The 21,510-nt window shown below is 72.2% G+C and carries 22 protein-coding genes and 1 pseudogene; 10 read left to right on the top strand and 13 right to left on the bottom strand.

Annotated features, from left to right (window positions below):
- Positions 1-13: 13 nt before the first annotated feature.
- The 4 genes from AADR41_RS18770 (at position 14) to AADR41_RS18755 (ending at position 5,279) form a co-directional block, all read left to right on the top strand.
- On the top strand, positions 14-724 hold the full coding sequence (locus tag AADR41_RS18770) for an alpha/beta fold hydrolase (protein ID WP_342282563.1): 711 nt from the start codon (positions 14-16) through the stop codon (positions 722-724).
- 213 nt (positions 725-937) lie between these two features.
- Positions 938-3,040: an eCIS core domain-containing protein gene (locus AADR41_RS18765; protein ID WP_446751069.1), complete on the top strand. Its 2,103-nt coding sequence runs from the start codon at positions 938-940 to the stop codon at positions 3,038-3,040.
- Positions 3,041-3,145: 105 nt separating this feature from the next.
- Positions 3,146-3,418 (top strand): DUF1876 domain-containing protein, encoded by a 273-nt coding sequence (locus AADR41_RS18760; protein WP_342282562.1) that lies wholly within the window; start codon positions 3,146-3,148, stop codon positions 3,416-3,418.
- A 133-nt stretch (positions 3,419-3,551) separates the two neighbouring features.
- Positions 3,552-5,279 carry a SpoIIE family protein phosphatase gene (locus AADR41_RS18755; protein WP_342282561.1) on the top strand — a complete coding sequence of 576 codons (1,728 nt, stop codon included), beginning with the start codon at positions 3,552-3,554 and terminating at the stop codon, positions 5,277-5,279.
- A gap of 9 nt (positions 5,280-5,288) precedes the next feature.
- On the opposite strand, the gene AADR41_RS18750 is transcribed toward AADR41_RS18755, so the two are convergent.
- The 5 genes from AADR41_RS18750 to AADR41_RS18730 form a co-directional block, all read right to left on the bottom strand.
- Complete coding sequence (locus tag AADR41_RS18750) at positions 5,289-6,137, bottom strand: GNAT family N-acetyltransferase (protein ID WP_342282560.1); 849 nt, start codon at positions 6,135-6,137, stop codon at positions 5,289-5,291.
- 74 nt (positions 6,138-6,211) lie between these two features.
- Positions 6,212-6,811, bottom strand: coding sequence for a hypothetical protein (locus AADR41_RS18745; RefSeq protein ID WP_342282559.1), 600 nt, complete (start codon positions 6,809-6,811; stop codon positions 6,212-6,214).
- Positions 6,808-8,112: an MAB_1171c family putative transporter gene (locus tag AADR41_RS18740; protein WP_342282558.1), complete on the bottom strand. Its 1,305-nt coding sequence runs from the start codon at positions 8,110-8,112 to the stop codon at positions 6,808-6,810. The genes AADR41_RS18745 and AADR41_RS18740 overlap by 4 nt, the downstream gene beginning before the upstream one ends.
- Before the next feature lie 42 nt (positions 8,113-8,154).
- Positions 8,155-8,775, bottom strand: coding sequence for a toxin (locus AADR41_RS18735; protein WP_342282557.1), 621 nt, complete (start codon positions 8,773-8,775; stop codon positions 8,155-8,157).
- Between the two features lie 6 nt (positions 8,776-8,781).
- On the bottom strand, positions 8,782-9,243 hold the full coding sequence (locus AADR41_RS18730) for a hypothetical protein (RefSeq protein ID WP_342282580.1): 462 nt from the start codon (positions 9,241-9,243) through the stop codon (positions 8,782-8,784).
- Positions 9,244-10,039: 796 nt separating this feature from the next.
- On the opposite strand from AADR41_RS18730, the gene AADR41_RS18725 reads away from it, so the two are divergent.
- Together AADR41_RS18725 and AADR41_RS18720 are read left to right on the top strand one after the other, a co-directional pair.
- Positions 10,040-10,243, top strand: a complete 204-nt coding sequence (locus tag AADR41_RS18725) for a cold-shock protein (protein ID WP_093547863.1) — start codon at positions 10,040-10,042, stop codon at positions 10,241-10,243.
- A 242-nt stretch (positions 10,244-10,485) separates the two neighbouring features.
- A complete protein-coding gene (locus AADR41_RS18720; protein WP_342282556.1) occupies positions 10,486-11,940 on the top strand; it encodes a DEAD/DEAH box helicase in 1,455 nt (484 codons plus the stop codon).
- Between the two features lie 90 nt (positions 11,941-12,030).
- On the opposite strand, the gene AADR41_RS18715 is transcribed toward AADR41_RS18720, so the two are convergent.
- The 7 genes from AADR41_RS18715 to AADR41_RS18685 all read right to left on the bottom strand — a co-directional run bounded on the left by AADR41_RS18715 (position 12,031) and on the right by AADR41_RS18685 (position 17,649).
- A complete protein-coding gene (locus tag AADR41_RS18715) occupies positions 12,031-13,929 on the bottom strand; it encodes a LamG-like jellyroll fold domain-containing protein (RefSeq protein WP_342282555.1) in 1,899 nt (632 codons plus the stop codon).
- 456 nt (positions 13,930-14,385) lie between these two features.
- Positions 14,386-15,180: an SDR family NAD(P)-dependent oxidoreductase gene (locus AADR41_RS18710; RefSeq protein ID WP_342282554.1), complete on the bottom strand. Its 795-nt coding sequence runs from the start codon at positions 15,178-15,180 to the stop codon at positions 14,386-14,388.
- Positions 15,181-15,520: 340 nt separating this feature from the next.
- Entirely contained in the window at positions 15,521-15,895 is a 375-nt protein-coding gene (gene crcB / locus AADR41_RS18705; protein WP_342282553.1) for a fluoride efflux transporter CrcB, read from the bottom strand.
- Positions 15,892-16,248 carry a DUF190 domain-containing protein gene (locus AADR41_RS18700; protein ID WP_342282552.1) on the bottom strand — a complete coding sequence of 119 codons (357 nt, stop codon included), beginning with the start codon at positions 16,246-16,248 and terminating at the stop codon, positions 15,892-15,894. Before AADR41_RS18700 ends, crcB (AADR41_RS18705) begins: the two co-directional genes overlap by 4 nt.
- On the bottom strand, positions 16,245-16,655 hold the full coding sequence (gene crcB / locus AADR41_RS18695; protein WP_342282551.1) for a fluoride efflux transporter CrcB: 411 nt from the start codon (positions 16,653-16,655) through the stop codon (positions 16,245-16,247). Before crcB (AADR41_RS18695) ends, AADR41_RS18700 begins: the two co-directional genes overlap by 4 nt.
- Before the next feature lie 64 nt (positions 16,656-16,719).
- A complete protein-coding gene (locus AADR41_RS18690; protein ID WP_342282550.1) occupies positions 16,720-17,175 on the bottom strand; it encodes a carboxymuconolactone decarboxylase family protein in 456 nt (151 codons plus the stop codon).
- A 297-nt stretch (positions 17,176-17,472) separates the two neighbouring features.
- On the bottom strand, positions 17,473-17,649 hold the full coding sequence (locus AADR41_RS18685) for a hypothetical protein (protein WP_342282549.1): 177 nt from the start codon (positions 17,647-17,649) through the stop codon (positions 17,473-17,475).
- Between the two features lie 107 nt (positions 17,650-17,756).
- Between AADR41_RS18685 and AADR41_RS18680 the strand changes: the two genes are divergently transcribed.
- The 4 genes from AADR41_RS18680 (at position 17,757) to AADR41_RS18665 (ending at position 20,741) form a co-directional block, all read left to right on the top strand.
- On the top strand, positions 17,757-18,593 hold the full coding sequence (locus tag AADR41_RS18680; RefSeq protein ID WP_342282548.1) for a helix-turn-helix domain-containing protein: 837 nt from the start codon (positions 17,757-17,759) through the stop codon (positions 18,591-18,593).
- Positions 18,590-18,805, top strand: coding sequence for a DUF397 domain-containing protein (locus tag AADR41_RS18675; protein ID WP_342282547.1), 216 nt, complete (start codon positions 18,590-18,592; stop codon positions 18,803-18,805). Before AADR41_RS18680 ends, AADR41_RS18675 begins: the two co-directional genes overlap by 4 nt.
- Positions 18,806-18,955: 150 nt before the next feature.
- Positions 18,956-19,171, top strand: a complete 216-nt coding sequence (locus AADR41_RS18670; RefSeq protein WP_342282546.1) for a DUF397 domain-containing protein — start codon at positions 18,956-18,958, stop codon at positions 19,169-19,171.
- A gap of 64 nt (positions 19,172-19,235) precedes the next feature.
- Entirely contained in the window at positions 19,236-20,741 is a 1,506-nt protein-coding gene (locus AADR41_RS18665) for an alpha/beta hydrolase (RefSeq protein WP_342282545.1), read from the top strand.
- A 75-nt stretch (positions 20,742-20,816) separates the two neighbouring features.
- On the opposite strand, the pseudogene AADR41_RS18660 reads toward AADR41_RS18665, so the two are convergent.
- Positions 20,817-21,443, bottom strand: a pseudogene (locus AADR41_RS18660) (phosphoribosyltransferase); the annotation flags it as partial.
- Positions 21,444-21,510: the final 67 nt, after the last annotated feature.

Below are 21,510 nucleotides of genomic sequence, written 5' to 3'. Positions count from 1 at the left end.
CCAGGAGGTACGCATGGCACGACCGCCGTCCACCGTGGGTCCGTCCGCGGCGGTGCTCCTGCTGCACGGCGGGGCCGAGACGGGCCTGGCCGCGCCGCCGCCCGGCCCGCTGAATCTGCCGGCCGTACGGATGCGTCCCTTCGCCCGGTCCGTCGCGGGGGCCACGGGAGGCGAGGACGGAGGCGTGCTCGTACGGACCGCCCGCTACGCCCACCGCGGCTGGAACGGCCCCCGCGAGGACCCGCTGCACGACGCCGTACGCGCCCTGGAGGCGCTGCGCCGCGAGGCCGGGGACATCCCGGTGGTCCTGGTCGGTCACTCGATGGGGGCCCGCGCCGCCCTCCGCGCGGCCGGTCACCCGCTGGTGCGCGGGGTGGTCGGCCTCGCCCCGTGGTGCCCGGCCGACGACCCGGTCGACCAGTTGGCGGACCGCGATGTCGTCCTGCTGCACAGCACCCGCGACCGGATCACCAGCCCCCGCGCCTCCCAGCACCTCACCGTCCGCGCCCGGCCGGCCGGTGCCCGCGCCTGTCTGGTGGCGGTCCGGGGCAGTGATCACGCGATGCTCCGGCGCGCCGGGCAGTGGCACGCGCTGACGGCCCGGATCGTGGCCGGGCTGCTGGGGCTGGGCCCGCTGCCCGGGCCGGTCGAGGCCGCGCTCGCGCTGCCGCCGGACGCCCCGGCGGTGGACGGCACCCTCGACCTGGACCGGCTGGAGGTGTGACGGGGCGCCGCCGTGCGCCCCGCGTCCCGGGGCGCCGCCGGGAACGCCTGCGCGCGGGGGCGGCGCCGGGAACACCTGCCGGACGCTGCCCGCCCGGCTCCCTCCACCCTGTCCGCCCGGTCACCCCGCCCTGCCCTCGGCCCCCTAGCCGTGGCCCCCGTCCACCCCGTATCCAGGAGGTGTCGCTGCTCCCGGAGGGGAAGAGGTCCCGTTTTGCGTGCCCAGGACCAGGACAGGACCAGGGGGAACGAGCGCTCCCGCACGCCGCTGCCGGGTACGCGGGCGGCAGGGCGCGAGGTGCCGCCGGCGGGGCTGATGGCGCAGCAGGGCCGGGTGGGGAACGCGGTCGTCCTGCGGATGCTCCGCGGGGCCGGGTACCCCTGGGCAAGCGGCACGGACGGTACATACGGCACGGGCGGGGCGGGGGTCACGGGCGAGCAGGACGCGCCCCACGTCCAGCGATCCGCCGTGCACGACGTGCTGCGCGGGCCCGGGAGGCCCCTCGACGGCGCGCTCCGTGCCGAGATGGAATCCCGGCTGGGCGCCGACTTCTCGGATGTCCGGGTGCACGACGAATCGGCCGCGCGGGCATCCGCCGCCGAGATCGGCGCGCACGCCTACACCAGCGGCAACCACATCGTCCTCGGCAGCGGCGGCGTCGACCGGCACACCCTCGCGCATGAGCTGACCCACGTCATCCAGCAGCGCCGGGGGCGGGTGAGCGGGCGGGACAACGGCGCGGGGCTGCGGGTCTCCGATCCGTCCGACCGGTTCGAGCGGGAGGCGGAGAGCACCGCGCGCCGGGTCATGGCCGCGCCGGTCCCCACCGTCCCCGCAAGCCCCGCGAGCCCCGCGGCCGCCGCCCGGCAGGGCGCTGCGCCCGTACAGCGGGCCGTCCCGGCGACCGGTGGCGGTACGCCGGTGATCCAGCGCAAGTCCCGCTTCAGCAGCATCACGCCCAGGGAGACGAACGCTCCGCTGCCCGTGGACAGCCTGCACACCGCGTTCGAGAAGTACTTCCGGGAAGTCGGGCTGCCGGAGCAGTACTTCTTCGCCGCGCTGGGCCTGGTCGGGGCCGCGGACTACCGGAGCGGCTTCCACCGGGCCGGAGCGGTCACGGCCGAGATCGACCCGGCGTCCCACCGCAACGCGGACGGCAGCAACCGGGACAACGGCGTGATCGGGCCGTACGGCCACTTCGGCGCCATGGAGCGGGCCATCTTCGGGCGGCAGAACCTGGGCAACACCTACGACGGCGGGCATCTGGTCGAGCACACCCTGATGGAGGCGCGGGACGCGGATGTGCACGGCAACATCGCGCCCCAGGAGAACAAGAACTTCAACCAGGGGCTGATGCGGGGCTGGGAGAGAATCGCCGAGGAGCTGGTGCGTACCGGGCAGCCGTTCCGCTACCGGGTCGAGGTGAGCTACTCCTCGGACACGTACCAGCGGACCGGACGGCAACTGGTGGCGGCGGGCATCATTCCCGTCCCGGTCCTCGACGTACTGGCCAGGACGACGTTGCCGGCCGACCCCACCCGGACCCTGGCCGACCTCCTGTACGCGGAGACCGTCTCGTTCCAGCGTTGGGTGCCGACGCAATGGGTGGGAACGGTGGCGGAACCCACTGGCGCGGCGCTGCCCACGATGACCCTCAACAAGGGCGCGCACTTCAGGAACCTGCACGGTTCGCAGGCCGACGCCATGAACGGCGTGGTGGATCCGACCGCCCACGCCCTGGCCACCAACTCCGGTGTCCCCGGCCTGCGTCGGCAGAACTCGGGGACCTTGGGCGGCTTCATCGAGACCGCCGCCGTGACGAACACCGGGCTGCTGTCGGTCGGCGGTGTCCCGTCGCTCTCGGCGCACATGTACCAGCCGGAGCCGCAGGACCTCGCCGACCAGCCCACCGCCACCACCACTCCCGCCGGAGCGGCGCCGGCGCAGCTTCCCGCGTCGAGCATCGTCGTGAACGTCCTTCCGCAGCAGGTGGGGCTGGCCGCGCTGCACCGGGATCTGATGAGCATCGAGACGAAGAAGCGGAAGCGGCCCGGCGGGGAGCTGTCGAACGAGAACAAGGCGGCCACGACGATCGACCAGGAAGCCAAGAACGCGTCAACCGGCTTCCGGACCCTGCGCGCGCTGCTCGGCAACGCCGAGAACGGGAAGAAGCTCGTCCTCGCGATCAGGGGGCACGACGCGAACACCGCCTTCAGGCATGGTGAGTTCGTCGAGGCCGTCCGCCGTTCCGGCCTCACCACGGACTTCCGCCGGACTCTGCTCGCGCTCGGATACGACCCGAACCTCGTGGCGTGACGAAGGGCGTGACGAGGGGTGTGACGAGGGGCGGGGCGGGCCCCGGCCCGGTGCCGTGGTGCAGGGGTGGGGGAACGGGCGCACCCTGGTAGGGAGGTGATCGTCATGGTGATGACAACTGTCGGGTGGCATGTCGAACTGGAATTCGAAGAAGACACCCATCGCACCCGCGCGGCCGCCCTGGTCCGGCTCCCGGACGGGTCCGAGGTGCGCGCCCATGGATATGCGAGCCGCCACCCCTCCGACAAGCACCAGCCGAGGGTGGGAGAGGAGATCGCGGGAGCCAGAGCGCTCAACGAACTGGCGATGAAGATGCTGACGAAGGCGCACGACGAGATCGACGACGCGTCCGGCCGGACCTCGCATCCGCTCACCTGACGCGGCGGCCGGGGCGTACGCGGCCCGGCCCGCACGGCGGCCGCCGGCCCGGTCTGCGGATGCGCGGCGGGGGCGGGCGGCCGACGATTGAGGGCCGGGCAGCGGGTGGTCCGCGCCCGCCCAGGAGGTTGACGTGCAGGCCGATACGTACGCCGGCGGCCCCGCGCCGTTCGACCCCCGCGCCCTGGCCGCGCTGGTCGACGGCACCATGGCCGGGGTGGGCGTGCTCGACACCGGGCTGCGCTACCTCTATGTGAACCGGGCGCTCGAACGGCTCAACGGCATCCCGGCCGCCGAACATCTGGGACGCACCGTCTCCGAGGTGCTGCCCGGCGTCGACGCGCGCGAGGACATGCTGCGGGCGGTGCTCGCCGACGGCAAGTCCCGCGAGATCACCTCCAGCGGATTCACCGCCGCGGCCGCCACGGTCCGGCGGTACTGGCACGGCGCGTACCACCGGCTGGAGATCGGCGGGCGGGTCGTCGGCGTGGCCGGGATAGTGCTGGAGGTCATGACCTCGGACAAGGGGCAGCGCGAGCTGGAGCAGGCCCGGCGCCATCTGAACCTGCTCGACACCGCGGCCGCCCGGATCGGCACCACGCTCGACATGGACACCACCTGCGCCGAGCTGGTCGACCTCGTCGTGCCGGGGCTGGCGGACCTCGCCACGGTCGAGGTGTTCCCGCCCGACGTCGCCCCGCCGGTCCGGCCCGCACCGCCCGGGGTGCTGCGGCTGCGGCGGGCGGCGCTGCGGGCGGTGCCCGCGCTCCGCGACGAGCTGGACGGCTTCGGGCTGACCGACGAGTACATCGACTACCAGGAGGGCGCCGCCGTACAGCGCTGTCTGGCGGTCAACCAGCCGGTGGTGGAGAACCTCACCACCGACGAACAGCTCGCCCGCTCCGCCCCCGGCCCGGAACGGCTCGCCGCCTACCGGGCCCTCGGAATGCACTCGGCGGTCATCGTGCCCGTCACCGTGCGCAGCGGCCCGCTCGGCATCCTCGGGCTGATCCGGGCGGGCGACTCACCGGTCTTCACGGACGAGGACGTGGTGATCGCCCGGGAGCTCGCCGGCCGGGCCGCCGTCGATCTCGACCACGCCCGCCGGTACGCCCACGAGCACACCATCGCCCTGGAGCTCCAGCGCTCCCTGCTGTCCGAGCCGCGCCCGCCGCACCCGCACATCGAGATTGCCACCCGCTATCTGCCGGCCGACCGGAGCGTGATGGTCGGCGGTGACTGGTTCGACGTCATTCCGCTGCGCGACGGGCGGCATCTCAAGGCGATGGGCGATGTGATGGGGCACGGGGTGGAGGCGGCGGTCGCCATGAGCCACTACCGCTCCCTGCTGCGGATGTTCGCCGACGACGAGCTGCCGCCGCACCGCATCCTGGAACAGCTGGACCGGATGGTCGAGCGGTCCGGGCTGGACCGGGCGGCCACCTGTCTGCTGGCCGTCGTCGACCGCTTCGGCAGGGCGTGCGAGGTGGCCAGCGCCGGGCATCTGCCGCCGGTGCTGATCGAACCCGGGGCGGGTGCCCGGGTGTGCGACGAGATGGCGGTGGGTCCGCCGCTCGGCACCGGGTTCGGCGGGTACCGGACGACGCTGATGGAGTTCGATCCGGGCACGGTGCTGTTCCTGTACACCGACGGTCTGGTCGAGCGGCGCGGCGAGGACATCGACGTCTCGGTCGACCGTCTCAGGGAACTGAGCCTGCCGGCCGGCGGCAGCCTGGAGCAGCTGCTGGACGACGTCCTCGTACGGTTCGGGCCGGGGGCGGAGGACGACATCGCGGTGCTGGCCTCCCGGACCCGGCCCACCGGGAGGGGCACGCCGGAGGCCGCCCCGGACAGCCCCTGAGAACGGCCCTCAGCCCAGCTCCAGACTGGTGATGCCGAACAGGCCGGTGTGGTCGATGTCGGGCGACGGTCCCGTGTACATCCGGGCGGTCTCGAACGACGGGGTGAGGCCCAGCTGTTCGGCGAGGCGTACGGCGGCCGGGTTGACGTCCGGCACGTCGATCGCGACCGGGACGCCGGGATCGGTCGCCGCCACCGCGCCGACCAGGGCGCCGGCCACCTCGGGCGACTCCGCGTACACCGGGCCGATCCGGGACGACGTACGGCAGGGGCGCAGCACCGCCAGGCCGCACAGCTCGCCGTCGCGGACGGCGGCGAGCGAGGTGCGGGTGGGGTGGGCGATCCACGGTGCGAGGAAGCTGTCGCGGTCGGCCGGGAAGAAGCGGCGGTCGTAGGCGGCGAGCCGGTCGAAGGGCACGGAGCGCCCGTCGACCAGCTCGATGCCGGCCGGGGCGGCCGGGCCGGCCGGCGGCAGGCCCTCGTAGCGCATGTTCGTCCACACCGAACGGAAGCCGGACTTGCGGTAGTTGGGCTGCTGGGCCACCACCCCGTCCAGGCCGACGTTGCGCCCGTCCAGCCGTGCCATGCCGGCCCGCCAGAGCTGGATTCCGTACCCCTGGCCGCGCAGCCGGGGCCGGGTCAGGTAGAAGCCGAGGAAGCCGGAGTCGGTGCCGTAACGGACCACCGAGACGCAGGAGACCGGTTCGCCGTCGAGGCGGCCGATCAGGAAGCCGCGCGGGTCGGCGGCGAAGAACGCGTGACGGTCGGTCAGTCCGGGGTTCCAGCCCTCCTCGTGGGCCCATTCGGCCAGCATGGTGAGGTCGTCGGCGCTCGCGGTGGTGATCTCGAAGTTCGGCACGGGGCACCTGTACCCGTCCGGGCGGCCGTTCCAACGGATGTTTCCCGCCACCACCCGGCGCGCACCGGTACGGGTCAGACCAGCAGGAACGCGCCCGCCGTCGCGGCCCCCAGCGACGCCCCGGCGACCGTCTGGGCCACCGAGTGGTACCGGAGCGCGACCCGTGACCAGCACACGGCGAGCGTCATCGCGTAGCCGAGCAGCCACCACGGCGAGTGGACCGCGGCGAGCAGGGCGACGACGGCCGAGGCGACCGCGGCGTCCACCGAGATCTTCCAGACCGTGTTGACGGCCAGCAGGATCACGGTCATCGCCCACAGGGCGAGCATCACCACGAGGATGCCGGCGGGGGCGTCGCCCAGCACCATCACCACCGAACCGGTGCCGATGGAGCCGAGGATCACGAAGAAGATCGGCGCCCGTTTGGTGCGGTCGACGACGTGGCGGTCGCCCCAGGTGCCGCGCCCGCGCTCCCATTCGATGTACCCGGCGGGTATGAGGCCCGCGCAGAGGGCGCCGAGGAATCCCCAGAGCAGGCCGGTCCAGTGGCCGGCGGCGGCCAGGCCGATGCCGAGCATGCCGATCAGCAGGACGTTGCGGGGCTGGAAGACGTCGGTGACGGTGCGCGCGACGGCGTTGTCCGGCGAGGCGGGGGCGGTGTCGGTGGTGGTCATGCTGTCTCCTCGGTGGAGGCGGTGCGGGGTGCCGCGGTCGCGGCGGACGGGTCGGCGGCGGCGGACCGGGCCGCTGCCAGCACCTGCGCGGCCCGGTCCTGCGGGACGGTCCGGTAGGCGGTGGCGACCCGGACCAGCCAGGCCACCTCGCCGTCCTGGTCGGTGGCGTGCTGGGCCTCGACCGCGGCGGCGGTGGAGGCGGGCGTCCCGCTGTTCTTCGCGGTGAGCGCGGCCTTGATCCAGTAGGCCTCGGTGAGCGGGCCCGCCTTCTCCGAGTCCGCGGAGCCGTCCGAGGCGGCGCTCTTCGCGGCCGGGAGCAGGGTGTCGGGGACGTAGTGGCGCAGTTTCTCCAGCGCGTCGGCGATGTCGGCGGCCCAGCGGTCGATCCGCAGGTCGGCGGGGGTGCCGAAGCGGGTGAGTTCGCGGGCCAGCGAGGCCGGGGGGTCGAAGGGCTGCTCGGGGAACGCGGTCATCAGCTCGCGCCACAGGCCGTGCAGTCCGGCCTGGGCCCGCCAGAGCTTCGCGCGCCGCCGCCCCTTGCTGAGGGCGGGGATGGAGGCGCCCACGGCGAAGAACGCGAACAGCACCACCTGGGCGGCCTCGGTGATCTCGTCGAAGCGGAGCGCGAAGGACTCGCTCGGGGTGTCGACGGCGCCGACCCACAGGAACAGGGTCCGGCTGACGGTGTAGCCGACCCCGATGAACATGGCGAACGTCATCATCCCGAGGCCGATCCGCAGATGGCGCAGCCCGGCACCGGCGGTGGCCAGCGCCCACTGGTAGGCGCAGACGGCGGACGCGGCGCCCAGGTAGAGGTAGAACACGCTCATGTACAGCGTGGCCCCCCACTGTCCCGCGTGGTCGGCGACGAAGCGGTCCGAGGGGACGGAGCGGTCGACGACGGTGAAGAACAGCACCGTCAGCAGGATCAGCGTGGCGATCGACGCCTTGGCCGCCACCTGCTGGATGATGCGGGCGAACCGTACGTGCCGGGGGACGGTTCCGCCGTCGGGGTACTGGCCGTAGATCGCGACGATGTAGCTGAGGATCGCCAGGATCGCGATCGTCGCCGTGTAGTGCTTGATCAGTACGGCGAGGTCGGTGACGGCGCTGTCGTTGAGCGCGATGCGCACGGCCCGGGTCTTGGTCCACAGGGCGACGGCGAAGCCCGCGTAGCAGCCCCACAGGGCCCGGCGGCGCTTGTCTTCTTCGTCGCCCCACAGGGCGGCCGGCATGCGCCACAGTGCGACGGCCGTCATCAGGGCGGCTACGAGATAGCCGGCGAGGTCGAGCGGGGTCACGGCGGATTCCTCGGGGTGGGGGGTACGGGGAGAGGTGCGGTGTCAGGAGCGGCGGAACAGGCCCCGGCGGCGGTTGGCGACCGGGCGGGACAGGGAGTTGGCCAGCCGGCCCACCATGTCGTCACTGGTCACGTCCATGGCCATGCGGGGAATGAGCGAGGCCCCGAACTCGGCCATGCGCTCGTCGTGGGTGTCGTACTGCGCGCGGGCCTGCACGGTGCCGTCCCCGGACCGGAGCGCGTCGGCGATCGTGGCCACGACCGGCGACGGCGGGGGCGGTGACTGCGGCGGCGGGGGGCCGTTTCCGAGGACCCGGGTGATCAGCGAGGTGTCGAACACCGGCAGCAGCCGCCGCAGTTGTTCCGGATCGAGGGAGGTGCCGTGGTCGAACCACTCGTGGCACAGCTCGTGCAGGATGACGTGCTGGGTCTGGTACGCGGTCGGTCTGCGGCGGTAGAGCACGAAGCTGGTCCGGCCGGTCTTCAGCCGCAGCCCGCAGGCGGCGTTGACGCGGGCCAGCCGGTCGGGCATCTCGTGCAGCACGATGGTGCGGCCGCGGGCCGCCTCCATGTTCGCCACCAGTGCGTCGATGGAGAAGGGCGCGGGGATGGGCAGGTCGGCGAGCCCCGCCTCGCACTCCTTCCGCAGTTCGCGCATCGACATGGCGGTCTACTGCTCCGGCTCGCCATGGACGCCGCCGCCGTCGGCCGCGCCCTGCCGGCCCTTGGCGTCCTGAAGCAGCGAGAGGGCGAACTGCAGCAGCTCCGGCGGAAGACCGTCCTCGTCGAGGCCGCGCCCGGCGACTCCGCTGATCTCCCCCGTACGCCGCATCGCGAGGAACTGGAGCCCGGCGACCACGTCGTCGACGACCTCGGACTCCTCCTTGAAGAAACGCCAGTCCACGCCGAATCCCAGACCGAGCGCCTTGAGGATGTCCTCGGAGGGCTGGGTGACCTTCCCGGCCAGGATGTTGGAGAAGTAACTGTGCGAGAGGGATCCGCCGCGTTCCCTGACCAGATCGGCGAAGAAACGCCCCGAGATCTTCTGGCCGGGGAAGGTCTCCTCCACCATGTACTCGACCTTCTGCTGCAACGTCCGCAGCTCCGGTGTGCGTTCCTCGGCGCTGTCCATCCGGTCCCCCACGTATCCGCTCCCGTGCGATCGGCGTTCACGGTCGTCGATTCGGTCGACGGGCTCGTACTGTAACCAACCCCGGCGCGCCGCTCTCATTGCGGTGGGCGATAGGTGGTACGGAAACGGGCTTGCGTAAACACGCTACGTCACTGTTAACTCGAAAAAACACGGGCAGGGGACCACGAGGGGAGTCCCCTGCCTGTGGAATCCATGGGTTTCGTGTGAATTCACCACGGACAAAAGGTGCATGACGCACATACATGGTGTGCGGGCATGGGTGTAGCCCTTCACGACGGGGGATGCGTGAAGGGCTACGCGTACATTATGACTGCTGGTCAGGCCGTCATCAACTGCCCTTGCCCCGGCGTGTCCGGGGACGGCGCCGCCGCGGGGGGTCCGGTTCGGTCGCACACCTGCCGATTTCCGGCCGAAAAGAATTTCACGCGATTTCCGGGTGGATTCGCATTCCATTCGGACCGGGATTCGAATCGGAGTTCAATTCCCTGCTCAATTCTCGGCCCGGTCCCGGGCTCAATTCCCGGCTCAATTCAGGGGTGGATCCGGATCGGTGGACCGTAATTTATTTCCCTGTCCGGTCGCTTCCGCCGTGCTATTCTGGAAGCAGTTGCAGTTGTGGTTCCCGAAGACTCCAAGTGTGCTCCCCGGCTCAATGCGCCGGGGGCTGCGCTTCTGTGTTTTCCGGTGCTTTTTCCGGATGGGGCAATCATCGCGGCGACGTGGGATCCGCACCGTGCGGCTCCCCTGGAACTGCCCCCCATGAAGGAGACAGAACATGGCTACTGGCACCGTCAAGTGGTTCAACGCGGAAAAGGGCTTCGGTTTCATCGAGCAGGACGGCGGCGGCCCCGACGTCTTCGCCCACTACTCGAACATCGCGGCCACCGGCTTCCGTGAGCTCCAGGAGGGCCAGCGGGTGAACTTCGACGTCACGCAGGGTCAGAAGGGCCCGCAGGCGGAGAACATCACCCCGGCCTGATCCGGCCGCTCCGGCGCCGTCGCGCTGTGACGACTTGCACGATCGGGGCCCGCACCTCCGGGTGCGGGCCCCGGTTCGCTGTCGTCCGTACGGTCCGGTGCCCGCCCGAGCCACGTGAACGCGGCTCATTTTTCGCAGCCGGGCTTCGCCCAGGCTTGTCAACGGCCCGTTCTTGCGATTCCTGTGCCGCCCGCCGCCGCAGTGAATTCCTCGATACGCGCCCCGTCGAGGAAGGGTCCTGCATGGACCGCGATCGCACAGCACGTTCGACCGACCGTTATTCCCGTCCCCGCTCCGGCGGCCGCAGGCCCGCCTCCGTACAGGGCGAGTTCGCACCGCCGAAGACCATCACTCCGGCGCTGCCCGCCATTTCCGCCTTCGCGGAACTGGACCTGCCCGAGCCGCTGCTCTCGGCACTCACCGCCGAGGGCGTCACCGCGCCGTTCCCGATCCAGGCGGCCACCCTGCCGAACTCCCTCGCGGGGCGCGACGTGCTGGGGCGCGGCCGGACCGGATCCGGCAAGACCCTCGCCTTCGGCCTGGCCCTGCTGGCCCGGATCGCGGGCAACCGGGCCGACGCCCGCCGCCCGCTGGCCCTGGTCCTCGTCCCCACCCGGGAACTGGCCCAGCAGGTCACCGACGCGCTCGCCCCGTACGCCCGCGCGCTCCGGCTGCGGATGGCCACCGTCGTCGGCGGCATGTCGATCGGCCGGCAGTCCTCCGCGCTGCGCTCCGGCGCCGAGGTCGTCGTCGCCACGCCGGGCCGGCTGGGGGACCTCGTCGAGCGCCGCGACTGCCGGCTGGACCGGGTCTCCGTCACCGTCCTCGACGAGGCCGACCAGATGTGCGACATGGGGTTCATGCCGCAGGTCACCGAGCTGCTCGACCAGGTGCTGCCGCAGGGCCAGCGGATGCTGTTCTCGGCGACCCTGGACCGCAACGTCGACCTGCTGGTGCGCAATTACCTGCACGACCCGGTGGTCCACTCGGTCGACCCGGCGGCCGGCGCGGTGACCACGATGGAGCACCACGTGCTCTACGTGCAGGGCGCGGACAAGTACGCCACCACGACCGAGATCGCGGCCCGCGAGGGCCGGGTGCTCATGTTCCTGGACACCAAGCACGCCGTGGACAAGCTCACCGGCCACCTGCTCGGCAGCGGGGTGCGGGCCGCCGCGCTGCACGGCGGCAAGTCCCAGCCGCAGCGCACCCGCACCCTGGACCGGTTCAAGAACGGCCAGGTCACGGTGCTGGTCGCGACGAACGTCGCGGCGCGCGGCATCCACATCGACAACCTGGACCTGGTCGTCAACGTCGATCCGCCGAGCGACCACAAGGACTACCTGCACCGGGGCGGCCGCACCGCCCGCGCCGGTGAGTCCGGCAGTGTCGTCACCCTGGTGCTGCCGGGGCAGCGCCGGGAGATGACCCGGCTGATGGCCGACGCCGGGATCACCCCGAAGATCGCCCAGGTCCGCTCCGGCGAGGCCGAGCTGAGCCGGATCACCGGCGCGCGGAAGCCCTCCGGCGTGCCCGTCGACGGCAGTGCGCCGACGACGGAGCGCCCCCGCAGCGTGCCCTTCCGGGGCCGGGGCACCGCCCCCACGAAGGCGGGCCGCTCGTCCCGCCGCTCCGACCTGCCCGACGCCGCGGCGCGCGCCGCCGCGAAGCAGCGCCGCACCAACCGGGCGGGGTGACCCCGGGGGCCGCGCCCGCCCCTCCCGGGGAGCCGCGGTCCCCGGACCGGCCGTCGCCCGGGAGCCGCGGCCCCTGGGCGAAGGCCGGTCTCAGGCGGTCATGAAGTCCTGCACCCGCAGGGCGCGTTCGACGATCCTGATGTCGCCGAGCCAGCCGTGCATCAGCTGGTCGAGCCTGCCTCCGTACTCGTAGGCGCCGAGCAGCCAGGGCAGGCCCACGGTGGCGAGACCGGTGGTGCGGGTGGCGGGGTTGCGGGCGACCACGCAGCCGTCGATGTACATCGTGGTGTGCTTCCCGTCGTTGACGACCGCCACGTGCCACCACCGTTCGCGCGGCAGTTCGTGGCTCCAGTTGGTGACGCCCCCCGGCTGGTTCAGGGGCGCCGCCGCCCACTGGAGCCCGGGGCCGTCCGACACGGAGAGCGTGGCGACGGGCTCCTCCGGGTCGCCGGAGGTCTTGCCGGCCGCCCCGAGGGTGCCGCGGCGGCCTAGTACGGCGCCCCAGGCGTTGCGTCCGGCGTCCCAGTCGGCGGGGAGGCGGAGGAAGGCCTCGATGGTGTAACCGGACCTGAAGGTCTTGGTGTTGAGCGGTGCGTTGTTCTCCGTGCGCAGATACGCGCCGCGCAGCGGCGGCTTCGAGCCGTCGAAGTAGAGGCTGCCGTGGCCGGGCTGGTCGGGGTGGTGGGAGGCGGACCAGCGCAGCGCGTCGGACGCACTGCCGGGAACGGCCTCGCGCACCAGGTCGTTGCGGTGCCCGGACAGGTCGGGGACGCGCAGACCGGCTTCGGCGGCGGAACCGTCCGGGTGCGAGGGGGAGTCGAAGCGCCAGTAGGCGACGGTGCCCGGTATCAGCAGCTGCTTCGCCGGGCGGGGGCCCCGCGCGGGCACGGGCGCGAAGCCCGCGAAGCGCTTCTCGAAGTCGATGGGGACGGCGAAACAGTCCTGCGGACCGGTCAGTTCGATCTCGCCGCGCTCCAGGTCGTTGAGCCGCTCGCCCGCGCGGCCGAGGACCCACGGGGAGATCGTCTCCACGTCGATGGTGTTCCTGGCCAGGTCGAAGCGGTAGAGGCGGATCATGGCGCTGCCGCCGTAGTAGCGGTTCTGGTAGTTGGTGATGTGCAGATGGACGTCGTTGCCCGCGGTGTTCCTGCGGGTGGTGCGCCCGGCGGGCCAGTAGTGGCCGTTGAGGGTGAGGAAGATCTGGTCGTTCCCGGCGATCAGCTCGTCCCACAAGTGCTTTCCGTGGTCGGAGAGTTCGGCCTCGTCGCCGTCCGCGTTCGCGTACACCAGCTCGTGCGTGGTGAGGATGACGGGGGTCCGGGGGTGCCGGGCGATGACGTCCTTCGCCCAGGCGAGCCCGGCCGCCGACGGCCGCCAGTCGAGCGCCAGCACCAGCCACTCGCGCCCGGCGGCGCGGAACAGGTGGTACGTGTTGTAGCCGTCCGGGGTCGCCCCGCCGAACGTCGGCAGGCGCCGCATGCGCTTCGGACCGAAGGTGTCCAGGTACGGGGTGCGGCCGCGGCGGTCGTCGGTGGAGGACTTGATGTCGTGGTTGCCCGCGACGACGCTGTAGCCGACCCGTCGCCGGTCGAGCAGCTCGAACGCCTCGCCGATCGCCGCGAATTCGCCTGCCTGGCCGCTCTCGGTGAGGTCGCCCAGATGGGACAGGAAGACGATGTTCTCGTCGCGCCCGTGGTCGAGCACGTAACGCAACGACGCCTCGACCGGCGCCTTGTGGATGCTCGCCCCGTCGAAGAGGTACTGGGTGTCCGGCATGACGACGAGCGTGAATCTGGGGTTCTCGGGGTCGGGCCGCCAACCGGCCGCGACGGCACCGGTGTGCTGCTGGGCATCGGCCGCGGCGGGCGTGGCGGACGCGAGCCCGGTGGCCGCGGTGGCGGCACCGGTGAGCGCGGTCGCCCGCAGGAACGTACGGCGGCTCGCGCCGGGCAGAAGCGGTCCGTCGGGCTGGTGGAGGGGGCTGCACATGGATGTCTCCGCGGGGGACGAGCGTAGGGACGAACGTTGGGGTGATCGTCTGCAAGCTAGCCGCGGGGTGGGGGAGGAACCGGTCCGTAAGGGCCACACCTGGGCGAAGGCTCCATGAATTCGTACGGTGCCGGGCGCGCGGGACGGCGGCGCCGGGGGAGTACGGGCGGGGCACGGAGAAGCGGGCCCCGGCCCCACGGAGCCCACTGCCGGTCCCGCCACGCTCGGCTGCCGGTTCCGTTGCGCCCGCTGTCGGTCCCGCCGCGCCCGCGACCGGTCCCGCCGAGCCCGTTCCCGGCCCGCCGAGCCCGTTCCCGGCCCGCCGAGCCCGTTGCCAGCCCTGCCGCAGCCGCTGTCGGTCCCGCCGCGCCCGCGACCGGTCCCGCCGAGCCCGTTCCCGGCCCGCCGAGCCCGCGACCGGCCCGCCACGTTTCGCTGCCGGCCCGCCGCGCCCTGTTACCGGCCGCCCGAGACCCGCAGGACCGTCCCGGTCACGTAGGACGCCTCGCCCGACAGCAGCCAGGCGATGGCGGCGGCGATCTCCGGGGCGGATCCGACGCGGCCGAGCGGGATCCCGGGGGCGGCCGCGTCCGCGCGGCCGGGGTCGCCCGCCGTGGCGTGCATGTCGGTGTCGATCATGCCGGGCGCGACCGCGTTGACCCGGATGCCGTCGGGCCCCAGCTCCTTGGAGAGCCCGACCGTCAGCGCGTCGGTCGCCGCCTTCGTGGCCGCGTAGTGGACGAACTCCCCGGGGCTGCCCAGAGTGGCCGCGACCGAGGACAGATTGACGATCGCGCCGCCCCCGCCGGCCGCCATGTCCTTCGCGGCCCGGCGGCAGCAGAGCAGGTAGCCGAGGAGGTTCACGTCCACGACGCGGCGCAGCGTCTCGGCCGAGGTGTCGGCGAGCCGCCCGAGCGGGCCGGTCACGCCCGCGTTGTTGACCAGCCCGGTCACCTGGCCCAGCTGCTCGGCCGCGGTGTCGAAGAGCCGCTCCACATCGGCCTCCTCGGCGGTGTCCACCCGCACCGTGACGCAGCGCGCCCCGGCGGCGCGTACCGCCGCGGCCGTACGTTCGGCGGCCTCGGCGTTGCTCACAAAGCCCAGGGCGAGGTCGTGCCCGTCCGCCGCCAGACGGATACAGGTCGCGGCGCCGATTCCCCGGCTGCCACCGGTGACGACGGTGACGGGGCGCGGCTGCGGGGTGATGCTGCTGTCCGGCACTGAAGACCTCTCGTTTCGCTCTCGGACCATGAACGCCAGGTGGGTCACGTGACGGACATGGATGCGGATCAGTCAGCGAATCACCGCGGGTACCGGTGGATCAAGGCCGCCGGCCGGGTGACGGCAGCCTGGGCCCCCGGGCGCCGGGCGCCCGCCGTTGGGGTGGTGCCGGGACGCGTACCGGCGTGGTTCCCGGTTCGGCGCGCGGACGGTTGCCTAGCGTCGGCGCCTGACGGACCGCTGTCGGCGCGGAACGGGTTGAATCGCCCGGCGCTCGGTGACGGCTCCTCCTCAACGGCGTTCCCCTGCCACCGTCTCGCATTGCGGTGGCAGGGGACGCCGACCGCTCCCCGCCCGCGATCCCCGCGTCCTACGCCCACAGCGCCCGTGCGAGCGCGACCCCGGCGAACGCCGCGGCCAGCCCCGCCGCCACGCTCCCCACGACATTGGCCACCGCGTAGGACTTCGCGCCGTCCTCGGCCAGCCGAAGCGTCTCGTAGCTGAACGTCGAGTACGTGGTGAGCGCCCCGCAGAGCCCCGTGCCGATGAGCAGTTGCAGGTGCGAGGAGGCGGCGCCGGCCGCCACCGCGCCGGTCAGCAGGCCCAGGATCAGCGAGCCCGACACATTGATCGTGAAGGTCCCCCACGGGAAGACGCTGTCGTGGCGGGACTGCACGGCCCGGTCGGTCAGATAGCGCAGCGGCGCCCCGACCGCCGCGCCGACGATCACCAGCAGCCAGTTCACCGGCCCCGCTCCTGTTCGTCGCCGAAGCGTACGATCTCGCACTCGTCCAGGAAGGCCACCCCGCCGCCCGCGACCAGTTCCCCGATCAGCGGCAGGAACGCCCGGACGCGCTCCTGCGTGTCCACGATCACGACCGCCACCGGCAGGTCCTCGCTCAGCGAGAGCAGCCGCTGGGTGTGGATCATCGACGAGGTGCCGAAGCCCTCGATGCCCCGGAACACACTGGCACCGGCCAGACCGGCCAGATGTGCCCGGTGCACGATCTCCGTGAAGACCGGCCGGTGGTGCCAGCCGTCGGACTCGCCGACGAGAACCGTCAGCCGCAGGCCCCGTTCCGTCCCCGGCGTCGTCATGACTGCCTCCAGGCCAGCACGCGGCGGGTCGCCCACACCGCACTCCACACCGCCGCGAGAGCCGCGAGCAGCGTCAGTCCCAGGTACGCCAGCCCGGCGCGGGCACGGCCGCCGTCGAGCAGGCGCTGGATGTCCACCGCGTACGTCGAGAACGTGGTGAAGCCGCCGAGCACCCCCGTACCGAAGAACGGCCGCACCAGCCGGTGTGCCGTCCACGCCTCGCTGATCACCACCATGAAGACGCCGATAACCGCGCATCCGACGGCGTTCACGACCAGCGTCGTCCACGGGAAGCCGCCCGGGGCGGTGGGCCAGAGCAGCGCGGCCCCGTAGCGGGCGGTGGCTCCGATCGCGCCGCCGAGCGCGACCACCGCGACGACGGAACCTTGGGGGTTCGGGCTTCCCATGAGCGCTTTTCTCCTGCCTGCCGCACCCCCAGGCTATCGCCCGGGGGTGTGACCGGCGCGGGGCCTACCAGGTCTTGCCCGGGGGCTGCTTGGTGGTGACGTTGATGCGGTTGAAGAGGTTCGTCAGACCGATCGCGAGGACCAGGCCGGCGAGCTCCTTCTCGCTGAAGTGGCGGGCGGCCTCGTCCCAGACGGCGTCCGGAACCGGGTCGTAGCGGTCGCTGAGCCGGGTCGAGTGCTCCGCCAGCGCCAGCGCGGCCCGCTCGGCGTCGGTGAAGTACGGCGCGTCGTGCCAGGCCGACACGGCGAAGAGCCGCTCGTCGCTCTCACCGGCCTTCCGCGCGTTGCGTACGTGCCCGTCGACACAGAAGGTGCAGCCGTTGATCTGGCTCACCCGCAGTCCGACCAGTTCGAGCGTCGTCTCCGGCAGCCCCGCCTTGCCGATGGCCTTGACCAGGCCCAGCACGGGCGGCAGGGCCTCGGGAAGGATCTCGGCCGGGTTGTCGATACGTGCCTGCATGATGTCTCTCCTTCGCTGTCCGTCACGGTCGCGGCGGCGTTCTCGCCGCGCCCTCACTGCACTGACGGACGGCGGAGCGGAAGTGTGACGAGAGCGGCGGCCGGGGTCCTCACCACGTCCGCCGGAGCGAGCTGCGCAGCTCGTTCTCCTCGACGACCCTGGCCCGGAGCCGCCGTATCAACGCGGATTCCGCAGCTCTGCCGCTCCCGCCGGAACGGCACCGCGCGCATTCGCAGGGCGGCCAGCGCGACGGGGTGAACCCGGGCGACTCCGGTGCGGGCTCGGGCGCTCGTCCGCTCATGCCGATCGCTGTTCCGCGCAGTCCGCCGTGTCCCGGTGGCGCCGGAGCAGTACCCGGCAGTCCGTCGCCCTGCTGTAGTCGCGCTGATCGTTGGCGAGGGCTTCGGCCAGGCGGAGTTCCTGACACCCGGGACAGGGCTTCTGCCCGGCCGGGGAACCGGTCTTCGCGGACACGGGTCATTCCTCTCCGTAGTCGTTCCACTACTAAGCGGACCCAGATTGGCCTACAGTTGGGGGCGCTTCAACTTGTTGGGTGCGAGCGAAGAGTCAGGTGACAGCCGTTGAACCGCAAGGAGTTGGACCCCGAGAGCAGCCCGCAGGCAGCCTTCGGCGCACGCATCCGCAGACTCCGGGAGGAACGCGGATGGAAGCAGGAGGAGTTGGCCGAACGGGTGGGCTACTCCGGTACGCACATCTCCGCCGTCGAAACCGGCCGCAAGATGCCGACTCTTCGGTTCTCGCGCAGTGCGGATCAGATTTTCGGCACCGGAGAAACAGCAGACACGTTCGAACGCCAGTACCGCGAGATCCGGCACGGCTCGCTGCTGGAGGGCTTCCCGCAGTACGTGGGGCACGAGGGGCGTGCGGTCGAGATCCGGCTCTATGAAATCGGCATCATCCCCGGGCTGTTGCAGACGCCGGAGTATGCGCGGGTGCTGGCGGACAGCGCGCTGCGGCGAGGGGCGATCGTTCCGGAACAAGCAGCCGAGCGGGTCTCGTTCCTGGCGGAGCGTCAGGGTGCGCTGGTGCGTCCCCGTCCTCCCATGATGATGGTGGTGATGGACGAGAGCTGCATCCGCAGGCGGGTCGGCGGGAACGAGATCATGGCCGCCCAGCTCGACCGCCTGCTGGAGTTCGCCGAGCTGCCCAACACCGTGCTCCAGATCGCTCCGTACGACATGGGCGAGCGACGCACGTTCAATCTCCCGATGAACCTGCTGACGCTGTCGGACATGTCCGTGATCGCGTACGCGGAATCCCAGATGCGGGGGCATCTGGAGCGCGATACGACCTCTGTGCTCCCGCTGTTGACGGCCTACCATCAGCTACAGGCCGAAGCGCTGTCCCAGGCGGCATCGGTGGCCATGATCAATGAGGCACGAAAGGGCACCCCGTGACGACCACGACCGAGTCCCCCCGCTGGTTCAAGTCCTCGTACAGCGACAACGGCGGCAACTGCGTGGAGGTCGCCGCCAACCTCGTCGCCCCGCGCGGCGTCGTCCCCGTCCGCGACTCCAAGAATCCGGGTGGCCCGGTGCTGACCGCCTCCGCCGCCTCGTTCGCCTCCTTCGTCGAGGGCGTCAAGGCCGGAGAGTTCGCTGCCGTCTGAATCAGCAGCCCCAGTGCATGCGATCCGCGATTGCCCCGCCGTGCACCGCATGGTGGGGCTTCTCGCTGTCGGCGTCGCGTTGCCCCGTTGACGGCCATCAACTTCGGCTCCACGCTGAAGCGTTGCGTCAGAGACGAGGAAGGGCACCCCGTGACGACCACGACCGAGTCCCCCCGCTGGTTCAAGTCTTCGTACAGCAACAATGGCGGCAACTGCGTGGAGGTCGCCGCCAACCTCGTCGCCCCGCGCGGCGTCGTTCCCGTCCGCGACTCCAAGAATCCGGGTGGCCCGGTGCTGACCGCCTCCGCCGCCTCGTTCGCCTCCTTCGTCGAGGGCGTGAAGGCCGGAGTGTTCGCCGGGGGCTAACCCCACCGTGTTCCGTCATGCCTCCCGGATGGGTTGATGACGCTTGCTCAACCAGCCTTGTGGCATGAGGACTTACGGAAAAACCGCCGCGTTCGTCGCCCTGTCCGTCACCACCGTCGCCACCGTTCTCACCGGGGCCGCCGGCCCGCGGGCCGTCGCGTCGGCCAACCCCGTACCCGCCCTCGACTGGCGGCCCTGTGCCACGGCCGGCGGGCCCGTCGGGCAGGAGTGCGCGGAGTTGCCGGTGCCGGTGGACTACCGCGATCCGGGCGGTCCGCAGCTCTCGCTCGCGGTGACCCGGGTCCGCAGCGACCGGCCCGCCGCGCGGCGCGGGACGCTGGTGGTGATCGCCGGCGGTCCGGGTACCTCCGGGGTGCAGCGGGTGAAGGAGAAGGGGGAGCGGCTGCGGCAGGAGACGGAGGGGCGGTACGACATCGTGAGCCTCGACCCGCGCGGGGTCGGCGGCAGCGCGAAGGCGGGCTGCGGGCTCGACCCGGAGGACCGGGAGCTGGTGAACATGCGGTCCTGGCCCGCCGCCGACGGTTCGATCACCGAGAACGTGTCGCGCTCCCGGCGCATCGCCGAGGCCTGCGCGCGCAACGGCGGAGCGGTGCTGCGGAGCCTCACCACGGCCAACGAGGTGCGGGACATCGACCGCTTCCGGCAGGCGCTCGGCGAGGAGAAGCTGTCGGCGTGGGGGATCTCGTACGGTACCTACGTCGGCGCCGTGTACGCGCAGAAGTACCCGCAGCACACGGACCGTTGGGTGCTGGACAGCAGCGGCGACCCCGACCCGTCGCGCGTCGCGCAGGGCTGGATGGCGAACATGGCGGTGGGCGCGGAGGACCGGTTCCCCGACTTCGCGCGGTGGGCCTCCGACCCGGCCAGGGAGGAAGCGGGGCTGCGGCTCGCGAAGCGGGCCGAGGACGTGCGGCCGCTGGTGCTGGAGCTGGCGGCGCGGCTGGACCGGGAGCCGAGGGAGTCCACCACGGCGGGCGTCCCGCTGACCGGCAACCGGCTGCGCCAGGCGCTCCAGATGGGCATGTACGACGACGGTGCCTTCGCCGGGTTCGCGGAGCTCGTCCAGGCGGCCCGGAGCACCTCGGTGAAGCCCGTGCTGCCTGCCGCACTGGCCGGTCCGCTGCCGGACGCGGACGCGGCGGTCTCGATGGCCGTGGTCTGCAACGACGTGCGCTGGAAGGGCACCGTCCCCTCGTACCGGCGGGCCGTCGCCGTCGACCGCGCGAAGCACCCGCTGACCGCCGGGATCTCGGTGAACGTCACCCCGTGCGCCTTCTGGAAGGACGCCCCCGCGGAGCAGCCGACCAGGATCACGGACGCGGGACCGTCCAACGTTCTGATGGTCCAGGGCCTGCGCGACCCGGCGACGCCGTACTCCGGCGCGCGGAAGATGCGGGCGGCCTTCGGGGACCGGGCCCGTATGGTCGCCGTCGACCACGGTGGGCACGGCATGTACCTGGGCAACGGGAACGCCTGCGGCGACCGGGCGGTCACGACGTTCCTGAACACCGGGGCACGACCGGAGCAGGACACGTACTGCGCGGGCTGATCGCCGTACGGCGCGGCTGCGGCTGAGCAGGCGTCCCGCTCAGTCGCAGCCGGGTGTCACATGTCCGCTGTTCCTGGCCTCCGCCAGCAGGGTGACGACCTCCTCGTCGGACGTCTGCGTGAAGTCCCGGTACCACTCACCGACCGCGTAGAACAGGCGCGGCACCGACAGGCACACCACCTCGTCCGCGCTCCGGCGCAGCCGCACGACCGCGTCCGGCGGCGCCACCGGCACGGCCGCCACCACCCGCGCCGGCTGCTGTGCCCGCACCACCAGGCAGGCCGCCTCGGCCGTGGCGCCGGTCGCGATGCCGTCGTCCACGACGATCACCGTCCGGCCGCCGAGCGGTATCCGCGCCCGCCCGGCCCGGTACACCTGCGCCCGCCGCCCGAGCTCCGCCTCCTCGACCCGCTCGACCGCCGCGAGGTCCTGCTTGCCGGCCCGCAGCCGGGAGACGACATCGTCGTTGAGTACCCGCACCCCGCCCTCGCCGATGGCGCCGAACGCCACCTCCTCGTGGTGCGGCACACCGAGCTTGCGGACGACGATCACATCGAGTTCGGCACCGAGCGTCTGCGCCACCTGGAAGGCCACCGGAACCCCGCCCCGGGGCAGTCCCAGCACGACGGGGTTCTCCCGCTCCAGGTGGTGGAGCGCCTCGGCCAGCTGCTGGCCCGCGTCCTCGCGGTCGGCGAACAGCACGGTGGTTCACCCCCAACCAGGGAGTGGGGCCGCACACGTGCGCGCCCCACCGGCTTTCCTACTTCGA

It is taken from the genome of Streptomyces sp. CLV115, from assembly GCF_038448545.1.
GTDB classification, from domain to species: Bacteria; Actinomycetota; Actinomycetes; order Streptomycetales; family Streptomycetaceae; genus Streptomyces; species Streptomyces sanglieri.
This window is presented reverse-complemented; position numbering and strand designations above follow the sequence as displayed.